General features: G+C 64.4%; 18 protein-coding genes and 2 tRNA genes. 12 read left to right on the plus strand and 8 right to left on the minus strand.

Annotated elements, in window-relative coordinates; all coding sequences use genetic code 11:
* Nucleotides 1-114 precede the first annotated feature (114 nt).
* Nucleotides 115-188, plus strand: a tRNA-Cys gene (locus NK214_RS17365).
* A 204-nt stretch (nt 189-392) separates the two neighbouring features.
* Nucleotides 393-477: transfer RNA gene (locus tag NK214_RS17370), tRNA-Leu, on the plus strand.
* 75 nt (nt 478-552) lie between these two features.
* Here NK214_RS17370 and NK214_RS17375 read toward each other — a convergent pair.
* Entirely contained in the window at nt 553-1287 is a 735-nt protein-coding gene (locus tag NK214_RS17375) for a GntR family transcriptional regulator (RefSeq protein WP_253315090.1), read from the minus strand.
* A gap of 336 nt (nt 1288-1623) precedes the next feature.
* On the opposite strand from NK214_RS17375, the gene NK214_RS17380 reads away from it, so the two are divergent.
* The 6 genes from NK214_RS17380 (at nt 1624) to NK214_RS17405 (ending at nt 6888) form a co-directional block, all read left to right on the plus strand.
* Complete coding sequence (locus NK214_RS17380) at nt 1624-2634, plus strand: ADP-ribosylglycohydrolase family protein (RefSeq protein WP_253315114.1); 1011 nt, start codon at nt 1624-1626, stop codon at nt 2632-2634.
* A gap of 4 nt (nt 2635-2638) precedes the next feature.
* Complete coding sequence (locus tag NK214_RS17385; RefSeq protein ID WP_253315091.1) at nt 2639-4030, plus strand: cytosine permease; 1392 nt, start codon at nt 2639-2641, stop codon at nt 4028-4030.
* On the plus strand, nt 4027-4977 hold the full coding sequence (locus tag NK214_RS17390; RefSeq protein ID WP_235087280.1) for a PfkB family carbohydrate kinase: 951 nt from the start codon (nt 4027-4029) through the stop codon (nt 4975-4977). The genes NK214_RS17385 and NK214_RS17390 overlap by 4 nt, the downstream gene beginning before the upstream one ends.
* 457 nt (nt 4978-5434) lie before the next feature.
* On the plus strand, nt 5435-5839 hold the full coding sequence (locus NK214_RS17395) for a ProQ/FINO family protein (RefSeq protein ID WP_107798484.1): 405 nt from the start codon (nt 5435-5437) through the stop codon (nt 5837-5839).
* A gap of 159 nt (nt 5840-5998) precedes the next feature.
* On the plus strand, nt 5999-6472 hold the full coding sequence (locus NK214_RS17400; RefSeq protein ID WP_107798485.1) for a hypothetical protein: 474 nt from the start codon (nt 5999-6001) through the stop codon (nt 6470-6472).
* Nucleotides 6473-6474: 2 nt separating this feature from the next.
* Entirely contained in the window at nt 6475-6888 is a 414-nt protein-coding gene (locus tag NK214_RS17405; protein ID WP_253315092.1) for a YchJ family protein, read from the plus strand.
* Between the two features lie 16 nt (nt 6889-6904).
* Here NK214_RS17405 and NK214_RS17410 read toward each other — a convergent pair whose 3' ends face one another.
* Complete coding sequence (locus tag NK214_RS17410) at nt 6905-7399, minus strand: glutathione peroxidase (protein ID WP_253315093.1); 495 nt, start codon at nt 7397-7399, stop codon at nt 6905-6907.
* 270 nt (nt 7400-7669) lie between these two features.
* Nucleotides 7670-8239 carry a dCTP deaminase gene (gene dcd / locus NK214_RS17415; RefSeq protein WP_048412542.1) on the minus strand — a complete coding sequence of 190 codons (570 nt, stop codon included), beginning with the start codon at nt 8237-8239 and terminating at the stop codon, nt 7670-7672.
* A 175-nt stretch (nt 8240-8414) separates the two neighbouring features.
* On the opposite strand from dcd, the gene NK214_RS17420 reads away from it, so the two are divergent.
* The 4 genes from NK214_RS17420 to NK214_RS17435 all read left to right on the plus strand — a co-directional run bounded on the left by NK214_RS17420 (nt 8415) and on the right by NK214_RS17435 (nt 12081).
* The gene (locus tag NK214_RS17420) at nt 8415-8678 is read left to right on the plus strand and encodes a FeoA family protein (RefSeq protein WP_199225814.1); all 264 of its coding nucleotides are present in this window, start codon (nt 8415-8417) and stop codon (nt 8676-8678) included.
* Nucleotides 8675-10447 (plus strand): ferrous iron transport protein B, encoded by a 1773-nt coding sequence (gene feoB, locus NK214_RS17425; RefSeq protein WP_253315094.1) that lies wholly within the window; start codon nt 8675-8677, stop codon nt 10445-10447. The genes NK214_RS17420 and feoB overlap by 4 nt, the downstream gene beginning before the upstream one ends.
* Before the next feature lie 88 nt (nt 10448-10535).
* Nucleotides 10536-11003 carry a bacterioferritin gene (gene bfr, locus NK214_RS17430; protein ID WP_043591049.1) on the plus strand — a complete coding sequence of 156 codons (468 nt, stop codon included), beginning with the start codon at nt 10536-10538 and terminating at the stop codon, nt 11001-11003.
* Nucleotides 11004-11148: 145 nt separating this feature from the next.
* Nucleotides 11149-12081, plus strand: coding sequence for a dihydroorotate oxidase (locus NK214_RS17435; protein WP_253315095.1), 933 nt, complete (start codon nt 11149-11151; stop codon nt 12079-12081).
* Between the two features lie 184 nt (nt 12082-12265).
* Here NK214_RS17435 and ettA read toward each other — a convergent pair whose 3' ends face one another.
* From ettA to argA, 5 genes are all read right to left on the minus strand, one after another.
* Complete coding sequence (gene ettA, locus NK214_RS17440; protein ID WP_253315096.1) at nt 12266-13933, minus strand: energy-dependent translational throttle protein EttA; 1668 nt, start codon at nt 13931-13933, stop codon at nt 12266-12268.
* Between the two features lie 218 nt (nt 13934-14151).
* Nucleotides 14152-14631 (minus strand): DUF456 domain-containing protein, encoded by a 480-nt coding sequence (locus NK214_RS17445; RefSeq protein WP_019100492.1) that lies wholly within the window; start codon nt 14629-14631, stop codon nt 14152-14154.
* Nucleotides 14632-14680: 49 nt separating this feature from the next.
* Nucleotides 14681-16738 carry a polyphosphate kinase 1 gene (gene ppk1 / locus NK214_RS17450; RefSeq protein ID WP_107798491.1) on the minus strand — a complete coding sequence of 686 codons (2058 nt, stop codon included), beginning with the start codon at nt 16736-16738 and terminating at the stop codon, nt 14681-14683.
* A 71-nt stretch (nt 16739-16809) separates the two neighbouring features.
* Nucleotides 16810-17082 (minus strand): oxidative damage protection protein, encoded by a 273-nt coding sequence (locus tag NK214_RS17455; protein WP_048409108.1) that lies wholly within the window; start codon nt 17080-17082, stop codon nt 16810-16812.
* Nucleotides 17083-17169: 87 nt separating this feature from the next.
* Complete coding sequence (gene argA, locus NK214_RS17460; protein ID WP_107798492.1) at nt 17170-18474, minus strand: amino-acid N-acetyltransferase; 1305 nt, start codon at nt 18472-18474, stop codon at nt 17170-17172.
* Between the last annotated feature and the right edge of the window lie 94 nt (nt 18475-18568).

The raw sequence follows: 18568 nt of genomic DNA on the forward strand, positions 1-18568 counted from the left end.
GGGAATAGCTCAGTTGGTAGAGCGCAACCTTGCCAAGGTTGAGGTCGCGAGTTCGAGCCTCGTTTCCCGCTCCAAATTAAAATCATCAGTCATGGCTGATGGTTCGCCGGCAACGGCGGGGTAGCAAAGTGGTTATGCAGCGGATTGCAAATCCGTCTACGCCGGTTCGATTCCGACCCCCGCCTCCAGTTAAAGCCCCGTAAGTCAAAGACTTGCGGGGCTTTTGCTTTGTTCGGCCCGCGCCCGCAATCGCCAAGCTCTGCGTGGTTTCTCCTCTTTGTCCCGGATCGGGATCAAGCCCGCCGTCCCCCGCGGCGGCGTGCCATGGCCTTGATCGCCATCCCTGTTTGCCAGCGGCCCGGCTCTGGGATAGAATCGCCGTCTCTTTGCCCGCCCCGGTGGTGAAATTGGTAGACACAAGGGACTTAAAATCCCTCGACTTCGGTCGTGCCGGTTCGATTCCGGCCCGGGGCACCACGACGGCAAAACCGTCCACGAGACGAAAACAACCCGCACAGCCTGGCGCTGGGCGGGTTTTTTTATCGGCTTCTCTTAAAGCTGCGCCTCGAATTCATAGAGATCGCTGCGGCACAAAACTTCGCTGAATTCCAATACCTGCTCCGCCGCGTTCAAGCTGGTCTGCCGGATGCGCAGCAGCGGCGTGCCGGCCTGCACATGCAATAGGGCGGCGCTGTCCTGATCCGCCGCGCAGGAGGTCAGACGGAAGGTCTTGCGGCCGATCTCGACGCCATGGCGTTCCCACCATTGGTATAGCGAGTGTTCCAGACGCTCCGGTTCGGGCAGGTAGGCCAGCGGGATATAGGTGGTTTCCAGCGCCGCCGGCGTGCCGTCCATCAGCCGCAGGCGGCGCAGCTTGGCGATGTCTGCGCCGACAGGCAGGCGCAGCAGGCTGGCGATGGCGGCCGGCGCGCTTTCCCGTCGCCGCAACAGCCACTGATTGGCCACGCTGCCGCCGCTGCGCAGCACCTGCTCGGTGAAACCTCCGCTGTCGTTGAGCGAATAGCGAAAGGCTTGAGCGACGCGAGTGCCCTGGCCTTGCTGACGGGTGATCAGCCGCTTGCGTTCCAGTTCCGCCATCGCCTTGCTGATGGTGACGCGCGACAGTCCCAGTTTTTCCGCCATCTGCCGCTCGGTCGGCAGGAACGCCCCTTCGGGCAACTGGTGCTGGCGGATGGCCTGTTCCAGCGCGTCGGCGATCAGCAGATAGCGCGGCGTTGCGCCGGGCTGCCGCAGGCTGGCGGACAGGCATTCCAGAATCTCGCTCATATCGTGTGAAAGCTCCTGTGCGTGCGGGCTTCAGTCTAAATCAATGCCGACGGCAATGGGGTGGGCTGAGCTCTGTGGCATGCTTTCCTGATCAATAGTATGGTTATGTACTATTGGATTTGTATTGGACTTATCATACGATGCCAATCGAAGTCCATGGTTCCTGTTTACGCTCGCGTTGCGCGAAGGCGGGGCAAGGCGAAACAGCCGGGAAAGCGGAATGCGCCTGCGAGGCATGGGCGTTTCGCGGGCGGCTCCTGGTTTCCTTGACGCGTGGCGGATCGTAAACGGGTTCTGGCGGTCGATGGGCATCCTGGCGGAGAGGCAGGTTTGACGATGATCAGCAAGGGCTACCAGTCCATTCTCGGGGCCCTGTACGGGCAGGCGGCGGGGGATGCCATGGGCATGCCTTCCGAGCTGTGGCCGCAGCGGCAGGTACGGGCGTTTTTTGGCTGGATAGACGATTTTCTGCCGGGCCCGGCCGAGAATTTCGCCGCTTCCGAGTTCGCCGCCGGAGAGTTTACCGACGACACCCAGCAGGCCATTGCCTTGATGGACGCGTTGATCGCCGCGGACGGCGCGGTGGAGCCGGAGCGCATCGCGGACAACATCATTGCCTGGGCCGAGCGCATCGACGCCTTCAACAAGAATATTCTGGGGCCCAGTTCTAAGGCTGCGCTCAGGGCTATTTTGTCCGGCCAGTCCATTGATTCTCTGGGCGCCAACGGCGTGACCAACGGCGCGGCGATGCGGGTGGCGCCGCTGGGTTGCCTGCTGTCCAGCCAGGACCGCGCGGCTTTCGTGCAGGCGGTGAGGCTGAGTTGCAGCCCCACGCATCAGTCCGATATCGCGGTGGCCGGCGCGGCGGCCATCGCCTGGGCGGTGTCGCGGGCGGTGGAGGGCGCGGCCTGGTCCGACATCAAGGCCGAGCTGCCCGCCATTGCCGATCTGGCGCAGCTGGAGCGGGTGACGACGTTCAGCCCCTTGCTGAGCCGGCGCCTGGCCTGGGGCTTCGAGCTGGCGGAAGGCTTGCGGGGCCAAGACGATGCGGCCGTGGTGGCCGAGCTGTACCAGACCTTGGGCGCCGGCATGGACACCATAGAGTCGGTGCCCGCCGCCTTGGCCCTGGTGGACTGCGCGCAAGGCGATCCGCGCCGCTGCGCGGTCTTGGCGGCGAATCTGGGCGGAGACACCGACACCATAGGCGCGATGGCGACTGCGGTGTGCGGCGCCTTGCAGGGGGCGGACGCCTTGCCGGTCGCATGGCGGGAACGCATCCGGGACGTGAATGGCGTTGATTTCGAATCTTACGCGCGGGCTTTGTGCGCATTGCGGTTTAGGGGGTGAGGGGATGAGCGATGTACAAGCGGTAGACGGCTGGCGGCTGGAGAGCGCGGGCATAGATCTGGTGCCGGAGCATGAGTGCAAGGGCCGGCCGGTGGAGTTGTTCTGGGTATGGCTGGCCGCCAATATCGGCATCCTGGGCGTGGTGTACGGCGGCATCGTCACCAGCTTCGGGCTGTCGTTCTACCAGTCCTTGCTGGCCGCGGCGGTCGGAGTGGCCAGTTTCGCGCTGGTGGGTTTGACCAGCATTGCCGGCCAGCGCGGCCGCACTTCCACGCTGACCTTGTCGCGGGCCATTTTCGGCCTGCGCGGCAACGCCGCGCCCACCGCCTTCAGCTGGTTCAACCTGATGGGCTGGGAGGCGGTCAATGTGGTGACCGGCGCCTTGACGCTGGCGGCCTTGTGCCAGTCGCTGGGCATGGCGGAAAGCCGTCCGCTGACCGCGGTCTGCTTGTTCCTGTTCATCGGTCTGACCATCGTGGTCAGCCTGCTGGGCCAGGCCACCGTGGTCTGGATGCAAAGCTGGCTGAGCCGGATCTTCGGCAGCATGACCCTGGTGGTGATTCTGTACGTGGCGACGACCGCGAACTGGGGCGCCATCTTGGCGCGGCCGGACGGCGACTGGCTGACCGGTTTCTGGCCGGCGGTATCGGTGATCGCCGCGGGCACCGGCATCAGCTGGGCCATCGCCGGCGCCGATTACAGCCGTTACCAGCGGAGCGGAGCGTCCGGCGGCAGCATTTTCGGCGCGGTGATGGTGGGGGCGTCGCTGCCGCTGATGCTGCTGATCTTCACCGGCGTGCTGTTGTCGGCGCAGATCCCGGATCTGGCCAGCGCGGCCAATCCCATCGCCAAGATCGGCGCGGTGCTGCCGGCCTGGATGGCGGTGCCCTATCTGCTGACCGCTACCGCCGGCATCGTCACCATGGCCGTGCTCAGCCTGTATTCGGCCAGCCTCAATCTGCTGACCATAGGCGTCAAGGTTCGTCAGGCGCAGGCGGTGTCCATCAATGCGCTGATCGTGCTGGCCATCGCCGCTTACGTCTTGTTCGTGTCCAGCGACTTCCTGGGACCCTTCATCGCGTTTCTATTGTTTTGCGGCGTGTTTCTGGCGGCCTGGGAGGCGGTGTTCGTGCTGGATTACCTCTTGTTGCGTCACCGCCAAGGCTATGAGGCCGCGGCCCTGTCCGGCGGCGGGCGGCAGGCCTTCTGCGGCGGTCCGCTGCTGTGCTGGCTGCTGGGCGCCGCTTGCGGCCTGCTGGTGAGCAAGACCGGCTTCATCGACGGCCCGCTGGCGGTGGGCGTTTTCGCAGATTCCAGCCTGGGACTGTTTGTATCCTTTGGGACCAGTTTGCTGGCTTATGGATTGTATTTGTTGCTGAAGGAGCGACGCGCATGACCATTCCGTGTCCAAACTATCATCCGACCAGAGCCATCCTGGCTTTGGGCGGCGCCGTGGGCGACGTGGTGTTGACCCTCCCGGCCTTGCCGCGCAGCGGCGCCGACGTGGAGGCGTTGCAGCAGGAACGCGAGATCGGCGGCTGCGCCTTCAATGTGGCGCGAGCGTTGCGCCAGTTGAACGCTCCCGTGATCAACGGCATGCCGGTGGGCAACGGCCCTTGGGGCGCGGCGATAGACGCGGCCATGCGGGAGTTGGGCTTGCCGGTGCTGCTGCGCAACGCGGATCGCGACAACGGCTGGTGCGTGGCCATGGTGGAGCCCAGCGGCGAGCGCAGCTTCATTTCGATCTCCGGTTGCGAGACGGAATGGACGCGCGAGCAGTTGGACGCGCTGCCCTTGCCCGCCGACGGCCTGGTGTACGCCAACGGCTATGAACTGGCCGGAGAGGGCGGAAGGGCGTTGCGCGCCTGGCTGCTGGCCTTGCCGGCGGAACAGTTGCGGGTGATAGACCCCGGTCCGCGCGTCGTCTTGCTGGAGCCGGCGTTTCTGTCCGCCCTGAGCGGCACCGAGACCTTGCTGACGCTGAACCGGGACGAGATCGCCCTGTTGTGCGGCGACGGCGATCCGGTGGCGGCGGCGCAGCGTTTCGCCAAGGATTACCGGCTGACGCTGATCTGCCGGCTGGGGCAGGACGGCGCCTGGGTGTGCCCGGGCACCGACGCGCCGTGGCACCTGCCCGGCTACCAGGTTTCGGTGGTGGACACCATAGGTGCCGGCGACGCGCATTGCGCCGGCTTGTTGGCCGGCCTGTCCAGCGGCTGGCCGCTGCATTACGCGGTGGATCTGGGCAACCGGCTGGCGGCCTGCGTGGTGGCCAGCGCCGGCCCTGACGCGGCGACGGACTGGGACAGCTTGAATCGCCGCTTTCCCGTCGCCTGCCTGTAAGCCGCCGGCTCACGCTTGAGAAAGTGGCAAAAGAAAGACGGGATAAGGGCGGAAAGGGCGCAATCGGCGTCTAATGCTGGACATCAAGGGGCATTACTTAGTACTCTCCCTCCCTCGTAAGCGCCAGCCCGAGCGAGGGAACGCCCGGAGCGTTCCGTCTGGTGTTTTCGCCCATGACCGCCAAGTCGGCTCCTCCGCCGACAAACAGCGGCGGTCGATGGGGGCGGGCGCCTGGTCTTCGGACCGGCCGCGCCGCTTGGGCCCGGTTCCAGGCCTTCGCCATGTTCGGCGATTTTTTACGGCGCGCCGGCGTCTTGTCGGAGCGCCTTGGTCAAACCGCATTACGATGTCGTCATTTTTTCACCGGCTGTCAAGCTGGCCGGGCGGCGGGTTGCGGCGCTTCGCTTGATTGGGCAGCATGCGCTGCTTTTGCATCAATGGATCTAGATAGAAGTTCATGAAGCCAAATACTGAAACGGCACTCGGTGCTGCACTTAAGTCCGCTGTACAAAGTCTGTCCAAGAAAAAGCAGACCGAGATGATCGCGGATCATGTCTACAGCAAGTTCGACGTTTTCCGCCAGTTTCGTCCGCTGGCCTTGGGCATCCATGAGAGCCTGATCGCGGCTTTGCCGCAGTTCGACTCTACGCTGATCTCCCGCGTGGTGGCCAATCACTGTCGCAAGCCGCGCTACGTGAAGTCTCTGGCGCGCGGCGGCAAGCGGTTCGATCTGGCCAACAAGCCGGTGGGCGAAGTCAGCGCCGAGGAGAAAAAGGCGGCGGAACAGATGTCCGCGCCCAAGCCGGCCGCGGCGGCCCCTGCCCCGGCTCCGGCCGAACCCGCAGGCGACGCGGCGGAATAAGCGTGCCGCGGCCGCGTGGCATGAACGTAAAACAGCCTGACAGATCCGTTTGTCAGGCTGTTTTGCATTGGCGGGACGGAACATTGGCGTGGGCGGGGCGGTCGCAGCAGAACGCGCCGCGCGGCGGCGCCGAATCAGGACAGGAGTAGAATTCCCGGCATGAAACGTTATTTCTTGTGGGCCGCGATGGCCCTGAGCTTGTCCGCCTGCAGCGCGCTGCAGCAATTGGGCGCGCCCATCAGCTCGCATCCTTCCTCGCCGGCCAAGGGCCGGCCGCAGACGGCGCCGGCGCCCAGCGCCAAATCGGACGCCTTGCTGCGGGAAGCCAACCGCCTGGCCGACAAGGTCAAGAGCGGCGAGTTGACCCGGCTGGCCGCCGCGGATCAACTGGGCGCGTTCCGGCTCAAGGCGGTGGGCTCCAATCCCATCGACGACAACACCTTCGCCATGTACCGCTATCTGACGGTGGAGCGCGAGGCGGGCCGCATCGACCAGGAAACGTTTCGCGCCAAGATGGACGAGCGTCTGCGCGAATGGATGCGACGCTGGCCCAAGATGAATCCGAAACCGGCCGAGCCTGCCTTCACCAACTTCCTGCTCAAGCTGTACGGCTTGCCGGCCCTGGGGGCTTGAGCATGGGCAAGAAAGCCAAGCCGGACGCGGCCGGCTGTCCCTGCGGGCTGGGCGGCGCTTACGCGGCCTGTTGCGGCCGTTACCTGGGGGCGGACGGCGCGCCCGCGCCCACGGCGGAAGCCTTGATGCGTTCGCGCTACACCGCTTACGCGCGCGGCGACGAGGCGTATCTGCTAGCAAGCTGGCATCCCAGCACCCGGCCGCAGGCGCTGGATCTGGCCGCGGACGCCGGCGTGGTCAAATGGCTGGGCCTGGAGGTGTTGGCGACCGAGGCCGGCGGCGCGGCCGACGCCGAGGGCGTGGTGGAGTTCTCCGCGCGCTACAAGGTGGGCGGCAAGGCCGAACGCATGCGCGAGCGCAGCCGCTTCCTGCGCGAGGACGGCCGCTGGTTCTATCTGTCCGGCGAACTGAGCTGAGCTGTCGCTAGAGAATCTAGTGCTTCTGCGTTCGCAGCAGGCTTTCGATGGCGCGCTCCAGCGCCGCCGGCTTGACGTAGGGGGCGAAACGCTTGCGGATGCGCCCTTCGCCGTCCACCAGGAATTTGGTGAAATTCCATTTGATGCGCCGGCTGCCCAGCAAGCCGGGCTTGGCGGCGACGAGATGACGCCAGAGCGGATGCGCGTCGGCGCCGTTGACGTCGATCTTGGCGGATAGCGGGAAGCTGACCCCGAAATTCTTCCGACAGAACTGGCCGATGGCGGCGGGGTCCCCAGGCTCCTGGCCGCCGAACTGATTGCAGGGGAAGCCGATGATCTCCAGGCCTTGCTCGCGGTAGCGCTGGTACAGCTGTTCCAGGCCGCCCAATTGCGCGGTGAAGCCGCACTCGCTGGCGGTGTTGACCAGCAATAGCACTTTGCCGCGATAGCTCGCCAGCGGCAGGGTCTGCCCGTTTAAAGACTCAATGGAAAAATCATATATGTCCGGCATATTTCCGCCTTTCGCCAAAGCGAAGATCATGGCAAGAAACCGGAGGCAGGGCAATGGGATCGGCGGATAAAAAAAGGGGCGCAACGGCAAGGGGGAACCGCTACGCCCCAAGAAGAAATCAATTGCTGTACAAGGGCCGACCAACCGGGAAAGTCAGCTAACCCTCTGTTTATCCTAGAACATTAAGGTGAAATTGCGAGGACGGATTTGGCGGGATTTAAATGACAAAGGGATGGCTAAGCCATCCCTTTTTTGCTGGCGGGAAGCGTTTCAGGGGCGCGGCAGGGTTACGCCCACCTGGCCCATGTATTTGCCGGCGCGGTCGCTGTAGGACACGTCGCAAATTTCATCGGATTCGAAGAACAAGACCTGGGCCACGCCCTCGTTGGCGTAGATCTTGGCCGGCAGCGGCGTGGTGTTGGAGAACTCCAGCGTCACATAGCCTTCCCATTCCGGTTCGAACGGGGTGACGTTGACGATGATGCCGCAGCGGGCGTAAGTGGATTTGCCCAGGCAGACGGTCAGCACCGAGCGGGGAATACGGAAGTATTCCACGGTGCGGGCCAGCGCGAAGCTATTGGGCGGGATGATGCAATAGCCCTTGCCGGAGACTTCCACGAAGGAATTGGGGTCGAAGTTTTTCGGGTCGACGATGGTGCTGTTGATATTGGTGAACACCTTGAATTCGTCGGCGCAGCGGATATCGTAGCCGTAGCTGGACGTGCCGTAGGAGATCACCTTCTGGCCGTCCACCATCTTGATCTGGTTGGGCTCGAAGGGTTCGATCATTTTGTACTCGTCCGCCATCCGGCGAATCCACTTGTCCGATTTGATGCTCATTGTCTTGGGCCCGTAGCTTGTCGATTGATTGTCCGCGATTTTAACCGCAAGCGCAGTGGCCGGCTATCGATAATCCATCGTCGATCCGGATAGGACAATGCTATTGATGCAGGTCAAGCAGGGCGGGAATTGCCGCGGTTTGCCGATATTCGACGGGGTTCGGCTGGATATACTAATGCAAACCATTCTCGTTCTTGATCGGATCATCATGTTGACTTTGGATGCATTCCCCGCCGGACGCCACGGCGTGGTCGACAGCCTGGAGCTGGCCGAAGAGGCCATGCGCCGCGTCGCCGCCTTTGGCCTGGAGCCGGGCTGCCGGTTTTATCTGCGTCGGGCGGCGCCCTTGGGCGGGCCATTATTGCTGGACGTCGGCGCCACGCGCTTCCTGCTGCGCCGCAGCCTGGCGCGCCTCATCGTGGCGAGGGTGGCGGTATGAAGCGTTTCGCCCTGATCGGCCTGCCCAATACCGGCAAGTCCACCTTGTTCAACCGTCTGACCGGCATGTCGCAGCGCGTCGGCAACTGGCCGGGCCTGACCATAGAGTTGAGCAGCGCGCGCCTGTTGCTGGGCGGCCACATGGTGGAGTTGGTGGATTTGCCCGGCGTCAATGATTTGACCGGCTATTCCGACGACGAAGCGGTGGTGCGCGACGTGCTGCTGGCCAGCGCCTTCGACGGCGCGGTCCTGGTGCTCAACGCCAGCCAGCTGGACCGGCAACTGCCGCTGGCCTTGCAGGTGCTGGCCAGCGGCCTCAACTGCCTGGTGGTGCTGAATATGGCCGACGAGGCCAAGGCCCTGGGCGTGAGCGTGGATGTGGAGCGCTTGTCGGAGCGCCTGGGCGCGCCGGTGTTTCTGGCCTCGGCCCGGCATATGCAGGGCTGGCCGCCGCTGATGGCGGGCTTGAACCGGCTGGCCAACGACGGCGGCCCGGCGACGCGCGCCAGGCTGGACGCGGTGCCGGACACCCGGGAGGCGATGGCGGAGGCCAAGCGGCGGCTGGCGGGCTGCTGGGCCTTGCCGCCCGTGCTGCCGGCGGGGCTGACGGAGAAGATGGACCATTGGCTGATGCATCCATGGCTGGGTCTGCCGCTGTTCTTCGCGCTGATGGCGCTGCTGTTCAATCTGACGTATCAGATCGGCACCCCATTGCAGGAGCTGGCCGGCGCCGGTCTGGACTGGATCAAGGAGCAGGCGCTGACGCCCTTGCTCGCGCCCTTGCCCGAGATTGTGCAGAGCCTGGCGCTGGACGGGATCTGGCAGGGGGTGTCGACGGTGCTGACCTTCGCGCCCATTTTGCTGGTGTTTTTCGTATTGATGGCGATGGTGGAGGATTCCGGCTACCTGGCGCGCGCCGCCTATCTGACCGACGCCTTCATGGCGCGGCTGGGGCTGGACGGCCGCGGCTTCGTGATGCAGCTGATGGGCTTTGGCTGCAATGTGCCGGCCATCATGGGCACTCGGGTGATGCGCGAGCGCAAGCAGCGGCTGCTGACCATGCTGGTGATCCCGTTTTCGCTGTGTTCGGCGCGTTTGCAGGTGGTGGTGTTCTTCGCCGGGCTGTTGTTCACGCCGACGCAGGCGCCGTGGGTGTTGATGGGCCTTTATCTGATGAGCTTCGCCGTCGCGGTGTTCACCGCCTGGGTGTTCAAGCGCCGTTACGCCGGCGGCGAGGCCTTCTTGCTGGAAGTGCCGCCGTACCGGCTGCCCGGCTTGAGCCATTTGCTGAGCCGGGCGGTGGGGGAGGTGCGGGCCTTTCTGCAACTGGCCTCCAGTTTCATCCTGTTGGGCGTGGTGCTGGTCTGGCTGCTGACCCATGTGCCGGCGGGCGAGGGCAAGACCCTGGCCGACGCTCTGGGCAGCCTGCTGGCCCCGGTGCTGGACCCGATAGGCATCCGCCACGAACTGGCGGCGGCCTTGCTGTTCGGCTTCATCGCCAAGGAAATCCTGCTGGGCAGCCTGGCGGTGATCTACGGGGTGCCGGAGGCCGGCCTGGGCGCGGCCTTGCTGCAACATCTGGATTGGCGCTCGGCGATGAGCTTCCTGATCTTCACCTTGATCTACGTGCCCTGCCTGTCCACGGTGGCGGCGATGTACCGCGAGTCGCGCAGCAAGGCCTACACCGCGATGTCGGTGGCGTGGTCGGTGGGACTGGCCTGGTTGTTGTCGTTCGCGTTTTATCAAGCCGGCGTGCAACTGTGGCCCTGAGGGCTTAGAATGAATGGTTCGCGAATTCCGTTCGCGCCGGCGGCGCGCCCGCCGGCGTTATTGAACTACAACAACAAGAGGTCGTTTTATGCAAGGTGATCCCAAAACCATCGAGTTGCTGAACGAACTGCTGGCGGAAGAACTGTCCGCCGCGGACCAGTATTTCATTCATGCCGAGATGTACAAGGACTTCGGTCTGCACAAGCTGTTCGAGCGCATCGATCACGAGCGCGAGGACGAGTTGTCGCACGCGCGGGTGCTGATCGCGCGCACCTTGTTCCTGCAAGGCAAGCCGAACGTGGCCAAGCGCGTGCCCATCGTGGTGGGCGAGAACGTGCGGGCGATGCTGGCCAGCGATCTGGAAGTGGAATACCGCGTCGGCAACTTGCTGAAAAAAGTGGTGGCCCACTGTGAGAGCGTGAAGGACTACGTGACGCGCCAGGAACTGATGGTGCTGCTGGAAGAGACCGAGAACGACCACGCCCACTGGCTGGAGCAGCAACTGCGCCTGATCGATATGGTGGGCGAGCAGAACTATATCCAGTCCCAAATGTAAGCTCCGGGAATTTCGGCGTTAAGACGCGGCCGCCTTCAGGGCGGCCGTTTGTTTTGCGGCGCCCGCGCCGGTTTTGACTTGGCGCAGCATGGCCGGCGAGGCTTGCGTCTATCATCGCCGGCAGATGAATTCGCCGGAGGGCGCGATGTCGCTGGATCTATCCGTTTCCTGGCTGGGCATGAAGATGGCCAGCCCCCTGTTCAACGCTTCCGGCGTCTATTGCCGCACGCGGGAGGAACTGGAGCAGGTGCGCCGCTCCGCCGCCGGCGCGGTGGTGACCAAGAGCTGCACGCTGGAGCCGCGCACCGGCAATCCCGAGCCGCGTTATCGGCGCACCGCGCTGGGCAGCATCAATTCCATGGGCCTGCCCAACGAGGGCTACCGCTATTACCTGGACTACGCCCAGGCTTACGACGACGCCAAGCCGCTGTTTCTGTCCGTGTCCGGCATGACGCTGGACGACACCCTGACCATCCTGACCGAACTGGCGGCGCTGAAGCTGCCCTGCCTGCCGGAGGTGAACCTGTCCTGCCCCAATCTGCCGGGCAAGCCGCAGCTGGGCTATGACTTCGCCGCCAGCGCCGAGGCTCTGGCGGCGATCAGCCGGGTGTACGCGCGGCCGTTCGGCGTCAAGTTGCCGCCGTATTTCGATCCGGCGCACTTCGCCGCCATGGCCGCGGTGTTGAATGCTTTCCCATTGCTGCGCTTCGTCACCTGCATCAATTCGGTGGGCAACGGCCTGGTGATAGATCTGGACAGCGAGGCCGCGGTGATCAAGCCCAAGGGCGGGCTGGGCGGCTTGGGCGGCGACTACGTGTTGCCGACGGCGCTGGCCAATGTGCGCGAGTTCGCCCTGCTGCTGGCCGACAAGCATGTGATAGGCTGCGGCGGGGTGAAGAGCGGGGCGGAGGCCTTCATGCACATCCTGGCCGGCGCCGCCGCGGTGCAGGTGGGCACCTGCCTGCACGAGGAGGGCGTCAGCGCCTTCGATCGCATCGAGGCGGAGTTGGCCGCCATCATGCAGGCCAAGGGCTACCAGCGGCTGGATGAGTTCCGCGGGCGGCTGAAGACGCTGTGAGCGCATGAAAAAAGCCCGGAGAACCCGGGCTTTTTTCTATAGAGCGTGTTTACGATCGCGCGAGCTAAGGCGAGACAAGGCGAAAACGGCAGAGAAAGCGGAATGTACTTGAGGTACATGAGCATTTCGAGGCGGTACTCACTGTGTCACGCTTCACGACGCGCAGCAGATCGTAAACAGGCTCTTAACGGCTGATCGGCTTGTAGCGGATGCGCTTGGGCTTGGCGGCTTCCTCGCCCAGGCGTTTCTTCTTGTCGGCTTCGTATTCCTGATAGTTGCCGTCGAAGAAGGTCCATTGCGATTCGCCTTCCGCCGCCAGGATGTGAGTGGCGATACGGTCCAGGAACCAGCGGTCGTGGGAGATCACGAACACGGTGCCGGCGTATTCCAGCAAGGCGTCTTCCAGCGCGCGCAGGGTTTCCACGTCCAGGTCGTTGGACGGTTCGTCCAGCAGCAGCACATTGCCGCCCTGGAGCAGGGTTTTGGCCAGGTGCAGGCGGCCGCGTTCGCCGCCGGAGAGCATGCCCACCTTCTTCTGCTGATCGGCGCCCTTGAAGTTGAAGCGGCCGAGGTAGGCGCGGCTGGACATCTCGAACTTGCCCACGGTGAGGATGTCGGCGCCGGCGGCCACGTCCTCGAACACGGTCTTGTCGCCGTCCAGGCCCTCGCGAGTCTGCTCGACAAAGGCCATCTGCACGGTCTGGCCGATCTTGACCTCGCCGCTGTCCGGCTGTTCCTTGCCGGCGATCATCTTGAACAGCGTCGATTTACCGGCGCCGTTGGGGCCGATGATGCCGACGATGGCGCCCGGCGGGGCCTTGAAGCTGAGATTGTCGATCAGCAGGCGGTCGCCGAAGCCCTTGGACACGCCGTTGAACTCGATCACCTCATTACCCAGGCGCTCGGCCACCGGGATGAAGATTTCCTGGGTTTCGTTGCGCTTCTGGGTTTCGTAGCTGGACAGTTCCTCGAAGCGGGCCAGACGCGCCTTGGATTTGGCCTGACGGCCTTTCGGGTTCTGGCGCACCCATTCCAGTTCCTGCTTCATCGCCTTCATGCGCGCGCCTTCGCTCTTGGATTCCTGCGCCAGGCGGGCTTCCTTCTGCTCCAGCCAGCTGGAGTAATTGCCTTTCCACGGGATGCCTTCGCCGCGGTCCAGTTCCAGAATCCATTCGGCGGCGTTGTCCAGGAAGTAGCGGTCGTGGGTGACGGCCACCACGGTGCCGGGGAAGCGCACCAGGAATTGCTCCAGCCATTCCACCGATTCCGCGTCCAGGTGGTTGGTGGGTTCGTCCAGCAGCAGCATGTCGGGCTTGGACAGCAGCAGCTTGCACAGCGCCACGCGGCGCTTCTCGCCGCCGGACAGCGGGGCGATCTTGGCGTCCCACGGCGGCAGGCGCAGCGCGTCGGCGGCGATTTCCAGCTGGTGCTCTACGTTATCGTTGGCGCCGGCGGCGATGATGGCTTCCAGCTTGGCTTGTTCTTCGGCCAGCGCGTCGAAGTCGGCGTCCGGGTCGGCGTAGGCGGCGTAGACCTCTTCCAGGCGTTTTTGCGCGCCCATCACGTCGCCCATGCCGCTTTCCACTTCCTCGCGCACGGTCTTTTCCGGGGCCAGCTGCGGTTCCTGCGGCAGGTAGCCGATCTTGACTCCGGCCAGGTGCTGCACCTCGCCTTCGTATTCCTTGTCCGCGCCGGCCATGATGCGCAGCACGGTGGATTTACCGGCGCCGTTCAGGCCCAGCAGGCCGATCTTGGCGCCGGGGAAGAAGGACAGGGAGATGTCCTTGATGATCTGGCGCTTGGGCGGAACGATCTTGCTCACGCGGAGCATGGACATTACATATTGTGCCATCGGTATTCACGCTGGATTGAAGGGGATAAACCGGGATTCTACCAAATCCCCCGGTGTAGAGCCTGTTCAAAGTCTCGCGAGCAAGGGCGAGACAAGGCGAAAACGGGGGAAGAAGCGGAATGTACATACGGTACATGAGCATTCTGAAGCCGGTTTCAACGCCGTATCGCCGAAGCGCAGTAGACTTTGAATAGGTTCTTAGGTCAGTCGCGCGGCCGCTAGAACAGTAGCGCCAGCGCCGCCGTCGCCAGCATGGCGAAGGCGCAGGCCACCTTGGCCACCGCGCCGACGATGAAGCCGATAAAGGTGCCGATGCCGACCTTGCCGGCCTGGAAGGCGTCCTTGCGGGCGATGAACTCGCCGATGACGGCGCCGACCAGCGGGCCGAGCAGCACGCCGGCCAGTCCGAAGAACATGCCGACGATGCCGCCGATGAAGGCGCCCCACAGCGCCTGGCTGCTGGCGCCGCTGGCCTTGGCGCCCAGCAGGCCGGCGAAGAAGTCAATCACCAGGCCCAGCGCGGTGAGCAGGGCCATGATGATCAGGCTGATCGCGCCCAGATGGTTGAAGTTGTCCAGCCAGGCGGCCAGCAGCAGGCCGCCGAACATCAGCGGCAGGCCGGGGATGATGGGCAGCATGGTGCCGGCCAGGCCGGCGACGATGAGCAGGGCGGCAAGACTGTAGCCGGCGATTTCCATGGGGGTCCTTGCGGGAGAACGCGCCCGCGGCCTGGCCGCGGGCCGGGTGTCAGCGGGTGTACTCTTCCAGCAATTGCAGTTGCGCGCAGTGCGGCTTGCCGCGGGAGGTGCGGCGTTTGTAGCTGCCGTCCGGCAGCATGTCCCAGGCGTTGACGTTGTCGTCCAGATAGAGACGCAGCGCTTCCTTGATCACCCGGCGCTTGAGTTTGACGTCGACGATGGGCACGCAGGTTTCGATGCGGCGGAAGAAGTTGCGGCCCATCCAGTCGGCGCTGGCGATCAGCAGGTCTTCCTTGCGGTCGTTGTGGAAGTAGAACACGCGCGGGTGTTCCAGGAAGCGGCCGACGATGGAGCGCACGACGATGTTGTCGGACAGCCCCGGCACGCCGGGCCGCAGCGCGCACACGCCGCGCACGATCAGCTGGATCTTGACCCCGGCCTGGCTGGCGCGGTACAGCGCGTGAATCACCTGGCTTTCCAGCAGGGCGTTCATCTTGGCGATGATCTGCGCCGGCTTGCCGGCCTGGGCGTGGGCGATTTCGCGGTCTATCGCCTCCATCACCATGCTGTGCAGGGTGAACGGGCTCTGGAACAGCAGCTTGAGCTGGCTGGCGCGGCCCAGGCCGGTCAGCTGCACGAAGATGTCGTTGACGTCGCTGGCGATCTGCTCATTGCAGGTCAGCAGGCCGAAATCGGTGTAGAGGCGGGCGGTGCGCGGGTGGTAGTTGCCGGTGCCCAGATGCACGTAGCGGCGCAGGCCGTGTTCCTCGCGGCGCACCACCATCAGCATCTTGGCGTGCACTTTGTAGCCGATCACGCCGTAGACCACGTGGGCGCCGGCGTCTTCCAGCCGGCTGGCCCAGCCAATATTGGCTTCCTCGTCGAAGCGGGCCATCAATTCCACCACCACGGTCACCTGTTTGCCGGCGCGGGCGGCGGCGATCAGCGATTCCATCAGCACCGAGTCGGTGCCGGTGCGGTACACCGTCATCTTGATGGCCACCACGTGCGGATCGGACGCGGCCAGCGTCAGCATGTCTATCACCGGCTGGAAGCTCTGGAAGGGGTGATGCAGCAGGATGTCGCCCTTGCGGATGGCGTCGAACAGCGGCGTCTTCTTGCGCAGCATTTCCGGCAGCGTGGGGATGAAGGGCGTGAACTTCAGATCCGGCCGGTCCACCAGGTCCGGCACCTGCATCAGCCGCACCAGATTGACCGGGCCGTTGACGCGGTAGACGTCGCGCGGCTTGAGGTTGAACTGGGTCAGCAGGAATTCTTCCATGTGCGCCGGGCAGGTGTCGGCGATCTCCAGCCGCACCGCGTCGCCGAACTGGCGCTGGCGCAACTCGCCTTGCAAGGCGGTGCGCAGGTTTTTCACTTCCTCGTCTTCCACCGTCAGCTCGCTGTCGCGGGTGACGCGGAATTGGTAGCAGCCCTTGACCGCCATGCCGCTGAACAGCTCGTGCACGTGCGAGTGCAGGATGGAGGACAGGAAGACGAAGGTGTGGCGGTGGCCGTCGCTGACGTCCGCCGGCAGCTTGATCACCCGCGGCAGGATGCGCGGCGCCTGGACGATGGCGATGCCGGAGGCGCGGCCGAAAGCGTCGCGGCCTTCCAGCTCCACCGCGAAGTTCAAGGATTTGTTCAGCACCTTGGGGAAGGGGTGGGACGGGTCTAGACCTATCGGGGTCAGGATGGGCATCAGTTCGCGGAAGAAGAAATCCCGCACCCATTGCTGCTGAGCCGGGCTCCATTCATTGCGGCGCAGGAAGATGATGTTTTCCTCGCGCAGCGCCGGGAACAGCACTTCGCTCATCACCGCGTACTGGTCGCGCACCAATTGGTGGGCGGCGGTGGCCACCTTGGCCAGCGCCTGTTCCGGCGTGGAGCCGTCGGCCAGGATGCGCTCCGGCGTGGCCTCGGCGGTTTCCTGCAGCCAGGCCACGCGCACTTCGAAGAACTCGTCCATGTTGGAGGACACGATGCACAGGAATTTCAGCCGTTCCAGCAGCGGCAGGTTGGCGTCTTCCGCCTGGGCCAGCACGCGGCGGTTGAATTCGAGCAGGCCAAGTTCGCGGTTGATCAGCAGGTCTTGCGTGTGTGACATACGGGGTTCAAGCCAACAGTGGAGAGTTCAGGGAAAAACAAAGCCCTCGCTTGGAGGGCTGGGCATGGCGATTAGTTCTGCGGCGGAGTATAGCCGGCGGGAGCGTCGGCGCCGTCGCCGAAGAAATAGGCTTCCAGCTGCGCGGCCAGATACTGGCGGGCGCGGGCGTCGGCCAGGCTCAGGCGGTTTTCGTTGATCAGCATGGTCTGATAGCGCAGCCAGCCTTGCCAGGCTTCCTTGGACACGTTCTCAAACACTCGCTTGCCCAGTTCGCCCGGCAGCGGCGGGAAGTCGAGGGCCTCGGCTTCGCGGCCCAGCTTGACGCAATTGACGGTTCTGCTCATGGCGCAATCCTTAAAATATCGGAAAAAGGTTAATTCAATATTGTGTCACAGAGATGAAACGCTTCCAACCTCGACGCGGCCCTAGGCTTACAAGACCTTGACGAAAACCTTGGAGCGGCGCTGATAGTTGTAGAACTGCTGCCGCGCCAGCGGCAACGCGCTCTTGTCCGCTTCGGCGAAGCCGCGCTCGACAAACCAGTGCGCGGTCTGGGTGGTGAGCACGAACAGCGATTGCAGGCCCTGGGTGCGCGCCTGGTATTCCACATGTTTGAGCAGCATCTCGCCGAAGCCGCCGTCGCGCTTGTCCTGAGCCACCGCCAGGCAGGCCAGTTCGGCGGTGCCGGAGTCGGGGAAGGAGTGCATGGCCACGCAGCCGTAGATCTTGCCGTCGTGTTCCAGCACCGAGTATTCGCCGATCTCCACTTCCAGGTGTTCGCGGCTGCGCTTGACCAGCACGCCTTGTTCTTCCAGCGGCTGGATCAGGCCGATGATGTCGCCGATGTCTTCGATGCTGGCGTTGCGCACCCTCACCAGCGGGTCGCGGGCGATCATGGTGCCGTTGCCGCCGCGGGTGAAGTGTTCCACCAGCAAGGCGCCGTCGGCGTGGCGGCTGATCAAGTGGGCGCGCGGAATGCCTTCGCGGGTGGCGCGGATGGCGTAGGGCAGGTAGGCGCTGACGTCTTCCTGCAGCCGGCCGGAGGCCAGCAGGTCCTCGGCCTGCTGCGCGGTCAGCGTGCTGATCAGTTCCTCGTCCAGCATCACGCCGCGTTGTTCGATCACGAAGATCAGCTTTTCCGCCTTCAGGGTGATGGCGACATGGGTGGCCAGTTCTTCCATGGTCAGGTTGAAGGCCTCGCCGGTCAGCGAGTAGCCGATGGGCGACAGCAGCACCAGTTCGCCGTGGTCTAGGCGGGCGCGGATGGCGGCGCCGTCGGCGCGGCGCACCTGGCCGGTGTATTGCATGTCCACGCCGTCCAGCACGCCCAGCGGCTGGGCGGTGACGAAGTTGCCGCCGGCCACGCGCAGATGGGCGCCGTGCATCGGCGAATTGGGCATGCCCATGGACAGCAGCGCTTCGATGTCGCAGCGGGTGGCGCCGGCCGCCTGCTTGACCACATCCATGGTGGCGGCGTCGGTGACGCGGCGGTCGCGGTGGAACAGGCGGGCGATGCCGTGTCGTTTCAGCAGGCCTTCGATCTGGGGGCGGATGCCGTGCACCAGCACGATGCGCACGCCCAGGCTGACCAAGAGGTTGATGTCTTGGGCCAGGCTGGCGAATTCGCCGTCCTGCAGGGTTTCTCCGCTGACGGCCAGCACGAAGGTCTTGCCGCGGTAGGCGTTGATATAGGGGGCGGCTTCGCGAAAGGAAAGCACGAATTCGCGGGTAAGCATGGGGTCAGCGGCTCCGGCCGGAAAACTAGGGTTGAGCCGGATAGCGTAGCAGGAATGACGGTGTTTTGCAGGAGGACAATAGCGGGCGCGCATG

Source organism: Chromobacterium sp. S0633, assembly GCF_024158805.1.
Lineage (GTDB): Bacteria > Pseudomonadota > Gammaproteobacteria > Burkholderiales > Chromobacteriaceae > Chromobacterium.

What these genes read in the sequence shown, in the direction of transcription:
- NK214_RS17390 (WP_235087280.1), top strand. Translation starts at nt 4,027, where the DNA reads ATGACCATTCCGTGTCCAAACTATCATCCGACCAGAGCCATCCTGGCT.
- NK214_RS17400 (WP_107798485.1), top strand. Translation starts at nt 5,999, where the DNA reads ATGAAACGTTATTTCTTGTGGGCCGCGATGGCCCTGAGCTTGTCCGCC.
- NK214_RS17435 (WP_253315095.1), top strand. Translation starts at nt 11,149, where the DNA reads ATGTCGCTGGATCTATCCGTTTCCTGGCTGGGCATGAAGATGGCCAGC.
- ppk1 (WP_107798491.1), bottom strand. Translation starts at nt 16,738, where the DNA reads ATGTCACACACGCAAGACCTGCTGATCAACCGCGAACTTGGCCTGCTC.
- NK214_RS17445 (WP_019100492.1), bottom strand. Translation starts at nt 14,631, where the DNA reads ATGGAAATCGCCGGCTACAGTCTTGCCGCCCTGCTCATCGTCGCCGGC.
- NK214_RS17380 (WP_253315114.1), top strand. Translation starts at nt 1,624, where the DNA reads ATGATCAGCAAGGGCTACCAGTCCATTCTCGGGGCCCTGTACGGGCAG.
- NK214_RS17385 (WP_253315091.1), top strand. Translation starts at nt 2,639, where the DNA reads ATGAGCGATGTACAAGCGGTAGACGGCTGGCGGCTGGAGAGCGCGGGC.
- NK214_RS17410 (WP_253315093.1), bottom strand. Translation starts at nt 7,399, where the DNA reads ATGCCGGACATATATGATTTTTCCATTGAGTCTTTAAACGGGCAGACC.
- NK214_RS17375 (WP_253315090.1), bottom strand. Translation starts at nt 1,287, where the DNA reads ATGAGCGAGATTCTGGAATGCCTGTCCGCCAGCCTGCGGCAGCCCGGC.
- bfr (WP_043591049.1), top strand. Translation starts at nt 10,536, where the DNA reads ATGCAAGGTGATCCCAAAACCATCGAGTTGCTGAACGAACTGCTGGCG.
- feoB (WP_253315094.1), top strand. Translation starts at nt 8,675, where the DNA reads ATGAAGCGTTTCGCCCTGATCGGCCTGCCCAATACCGGCAAGTCCACC.
- NK214_RS17405 (WP_253315092.1), top strand. Translation starts at nt 6,475, where the DNA reads ATGGGCAAGAAAGCCAAGCCGGACGCGGCCGGCTGTCCCTGCGGGCTG.
- NK214_RS17455 (WP_048409108.1), bottom strand. Translation starts at nt 17,082, where the DNA reads ATGAGCAGAACCGTCAATTGCGTCAAGCTGGGCCGCGAAGCCGAGGCC.
- NK214_RS17420 (WP_199225814.1), top strand. Translation starts at nt 8,415, where the DNA reads ATGCAAACCATTCTCGTTCTTGATCGGATCATCATGTTGACTTTGGAT.
- dcd (WP_048412542.1), bottom strand. Translation starts at nt 8,239, where the DNA reads ATGAGCATCAAATCGGACAAGTGGATTCGCCGGATGGCGGACGAGTAC.
- argA (WP_107798492.1), bottom strand. Translation starts at nt 18,474, where the DNA reads ATGCTTACCCGCGAATTCGTGCTTTCCTTTCGCGAAGCCGCCCCCTAT.
- ettA (WP_253315096.1), bottom strand. Translation starts at nt 13,933, where the DNA reads ATGGCACAATATGTAATGTCCATGCTCCGCGTGAGCAAGATCGTTCCG.
- NK214_RS17395 (WP_107798484.1), top strand. Translation starts at nt 5,435, where the DNA reads ATGAAGCCAAATACTGAAACGGCACTCGGTGCTGCACTTAAGTCCGCT.